Origin of the sequence: Vibrio sp. SG41-7, assembly GCF_014164465.1 — a bacterium.
GTDB classification, from domain to species: Bacteria; Pseudomonadota; Gammaproteobacteria; order Enterobacterales; family Vibrionaceae; genus Vibrio; species Vibrio splendidus.
On sequence record NZ_JACJFF010000221.1, the window covers coordinates 1 to 3,786 of the forward strand.

Here is a 3,786-nt window from a genome sequence, read left to right on the forward strand (position 1 = left end):
GGTTTAGAGCCGGCTTCCGACAGCAGACTCTGGAGGGCCTACCTCCATCTCTTCGTGAGCTTATGCTCATCTTCCTGTTTGCCTTCCTTAGAAAACAGGGTTCAGTGCCCACGGCACACTCTCGTAGGACAATCATGAAGATTGAAAAAGGCGATACTAGCGTCACCTTTGCCAATGTACTTGTCCTCATGGATATCTTAGGGCTGTCGTTACGCCTTATCGACTTAAACCTATTTGTTCGTCCACACAACCAAATAACCTACCAAGATGAAAACAACGTGATAAACAATGAGGATGGTTGGTATGAGTAAGTTGCAACAATTAGACGTGTTTATCGGTACGAATACCAAAATTGGTCGTTTGGTTCTTCCTGTCGGAACAGAAACAGAGTTCTCATTCATCTATGAAGATGAATGGCAACTCATGGGTTTCCCGATTTCTCCACATATCCCTGTTGATGATCAGGCTTCGCCACGAAGTATCGAGAACTATCTCAGAAATCTCCTTCCTGAAGGAGAAGCCTTTGAGGAGATGATACAAAACACCACTATCTCCAAAAGCAATACGTTTGGGCTAATTCGTAAGCTTGGTGCGGAAACATCTGGCGCATTATCTTTTCGAGTCCCAAACTCAGAACCTGAGGAAACCAGCTTTAGAGCTGTTCCTGGTGATGAACTAATAGAACGACTAGAGCGAAATTTAGCACCATTAGTTTATTGGGACGGTAAGGTTCGCCTTTCGGTTGCCGGTGTGCAAAACAAGTTAAACTTACTTAAGCGCGGTGATGAATGGGGATTTGGTGAAGGAAAATTAAGTTCGAACTACATTCTGAAGTTTGAAAGCGGTAAAGCACCGTGTATTGCTGTGAATGAGTTCTTTTGCATGACATTAGCTAAGCTAGCAGGTTTGGACGTCGCTAATGTTGAGTTAACCCGTATTGGGAAGACTAGGACACTGCTCATAGAGCGGTTCGATCGTGCCTATATCGAGGCTCGTGATGTCGTTCAACGAAAACATGTGATTGATGGCTGTCAGGCGACTGACTTACCTCCAGGTTACAAATACGAGCGTCAGAATGGGGATGAAGGCGATGGTGTATATATGCGTGATGGCGTTTCTTTCCCACGCCTGCTGAGCGTCAAAACCATAGACACGGTAATCACCAACCTAAAGCTTACCCAATGGATGATCTTTAATCTAGCAACACTAAACTACGATGCTCATGGTAAAAATATTAGCTTCTTCGTCACCCCTAAAGGCCTTGAACTGACCCCTTTTTATGATTTAGTCAACATAGAAGCTATCGCTCAAGAGGGAGCAAAACGCAACTCACAAAGCGGTAAATTGTCTGCTGATGAGGGGCGTGCCGCCAGTATCCCTCAATATTTTGCAATGTCGATTGGAGATTGGGAAAGTGAAGACTTTCAAAATCCGCCGAAAGGTAACTTCAAACACCCTATCACCGGCTATGATTTAGCTGAATTCGGCGCTCTTCTCGGCTATTCAGGCGTCAAAATGGCTTCCATAATGGTAGAAACCGTTGGTGCCATAAAGAATGCCCTGAAGGAAACGATTGAACTTACCGAAGCTCAAGGAATCGACGATGGAGAGCGTGAACACATAGAACTATGCGTCTCACTCATCCAAACAGAGTGTGAATACTTGTTAGTGCAAGCCGACACTGTACCAGAAATGAGTGAGCTTCTTTAATGATAAATGCAGGGGCAATCTTTAGCACACACGAACTTTAGCAATTTATAAACCATTTTTGTCGAGTAGACGACACTTGTTACCAAGTGCCGCCCCTCTAAGAACCTACGTGCAACTTTCACTGCATACGGCTCAAGCCTCCACTAAGGCATCATTGATACCCAGCAACTTATAACGCAGTCGGGACAGGCTCTTTCCAAGAGTTACGGGCTAGCCTTTTAGATTTTCTCTTCACCAAATATTCTTGGTATTGAGGGTCAAAAGGGGTCGCTGCATTCCTGATTTTTACGTGTCGCTCGATGGGCACTTTCGCTATTTGGAACAGATTGAAGTGACAGTCCATGTTCATGATTTTCTGCCAACCGTGAAATTGCCACTGGCCTTTACGATTAAGAAAATACTTATGAACAACCCAGTCTTTGGACTTGGTTGGATGACGTCTAACTGCCCAGTGCCATAGCGCTTGGAATAGTTTGTGGCCGACATACCCGAATACTTGTTTAGCAACACAGTGGCGATAGTAATTCGCCCATCCTCTGAGTTTCGGATTTATCAACTTGATAAGATCGTTAACAGGGATGGTTGCGTGCTTTTTAATAAGTTCACGTAGGTTTCTCAAGAATGACAACGTGTTGGATTTGCTCGGTTTAATGAGCAATTTCCCTTTGTACTTCCTGTGATTGAAACCCAGAAAGTCAAAGCCATCATCAATATGAGTGACCTTCGTTTTCTCTTCGGAGAGGGTTAGCCCTCTTTTTGCCAGAAAGTCAGCAATCAACGGTTTGATGTCGTTCACTAGCACTTCCTTTGAAGAGCAAGTAACCACGAAATCATCCGCGTAACCGATAAAGTTAGCCTTAGCACCCTTTTTCAGGGCTGTAGATTTTATTTGTTGCTCTATTCCCGCGAGAGTCATTAGCATCAAGGTTGGAGATATTATTCCACCTTGAGGTGTACCTTCTTCGGTATCGTAGAACAGCCCCTTATCTACATAGCCAGATTTTAACCATTGCTCTAACATTCGTTTATCTACAATGATATTGTCCATCAGCCATTTATGCCCGATTTTGTCGAAGCAAGCCTTAATATCTCCCTCAAGAACCCATTTCGCGGATTGCTTTAGAGCCAAACATTTGAAGCACTGACTGACAGCGTCAGCCGTGCTGCGATTCGGCCTAAACCCATAGCTATTGAGGTCGGCAAGCGTTTCGGACACAGGCTCTAATGCAAGAAGGTGGAGGGCTTGTTGTGCTCTATCAATCATGCATGGAATACCCAGTGGTCTGAGCTTACCGTTCTTTTTGGGAATGTAGATACGTTTGAGTGGTTTTGCAGAGTAAGCCTTGCGACTCAGTTGATCGACTGCTTTCATACGGCGTGCATCTGTGTTCCAGATGACACCGTCTATTCCAGGCGTTTTACTGCCTTTATTCTGAGAGACTCGCTTAACCGCAAGAAGCTTGGCTGAGCGAGAATGAGTCAAGAGCCACTGTAAAGACTTCACTTTACCGTGTTTCTTTTCTCTAGTTGCTTTTGCGATACGCATTTGAAGCTTCAATACGTGTACTTCAACGGATTTCCAGTCGATGGACTGCCATTGATCGCCGTCAGAAGATGCACTAATCTCTTTCGAGATCACCATTTGCTTTTCTCCTTGAATAAAGTTCTTCAAATTCTCTCGCAATGGAAGACCAGTCGGAAGTGGGCTCAATTTCGTGATCAGACATAAGTCTGTATCTGCATCATTACAATCCAGCTTTCTCCAACCTCCTTTACCTGCATCACTATCGGCCACATAGGCTTTCCCAGAGGGAGTGATACAGGCTTACCATGTTCCGTATGTCTCGTAATGTCAGGGTAGATTCCCACTATAATGCGGAGAGCATTTCGATCACGAAAGAATACGCACAAACTTCTTTCCTACTCTCGTTGCTTATTTAGCTACAGCGTTTAAACCACTTCCGCTGCTTGTGAAATTACGCATCTGACGTGGATTCACTTCTGTTCATCATACTGACTTATATGAACGCTTCCCCATTTGCTAGGTCATCATTAAGTTATTTTCAAACATGGTTA

The 3,786-nt window shown here is 44.3% G+C and carries 3 protein-coding genes; 2 read left to right on the forward strand and 1 reads right to left on the reverse strand.

Features of this window, described 5'->3' with window-relative positions; translation table 11 throughout:
- Positions 1–62 precede the first annotated feature (62 nt).
- Positions 63–311, forward strand: a complete 249-nt coding sequence (locus tag H5300_RS25855) for a hypothetical protein (RefSeq protein WP_259397955.1) — start codon at positions 63–65, stop codon at positions 309–311.
- Positions 304–1,710 (forward strand): HipA domain-containing protein, encoded by a 1,407-nt coding sequence (locus tag H5300_RS25860; protein ID WP_182797274.1) that lies wholly within the window; start codon positions 304–306, stop codon positions 1,708–1,710. Before H5300_RS25855 ends, H5300_RS25860 begins: the two co-directional genes overlap by 8 nt.
- A gap of 169 nt (positions 1,711–1,879) precedes the next feature.
- On the opposite strand, the gene ltrA is transcribed toward H5300_RS25860, so the two are convergent.
- Positions 1,880–3,352 carry a group II intron reverse transcriptase/maturase gene (ltrA, locus tag H5300_RS25865; RefSeq protein ID WP_182797275.1) on the reverse strand — a complete coding sequence of 491 codons (1,473 nt, stop codon included), beginning with the start codon at positions 3,350–3,352 and terminating at the stop codon, positions 1,880–1,882.
- Between the last annotated feature and the right edge of the window lie 434 nt (positions 3,353–3,786).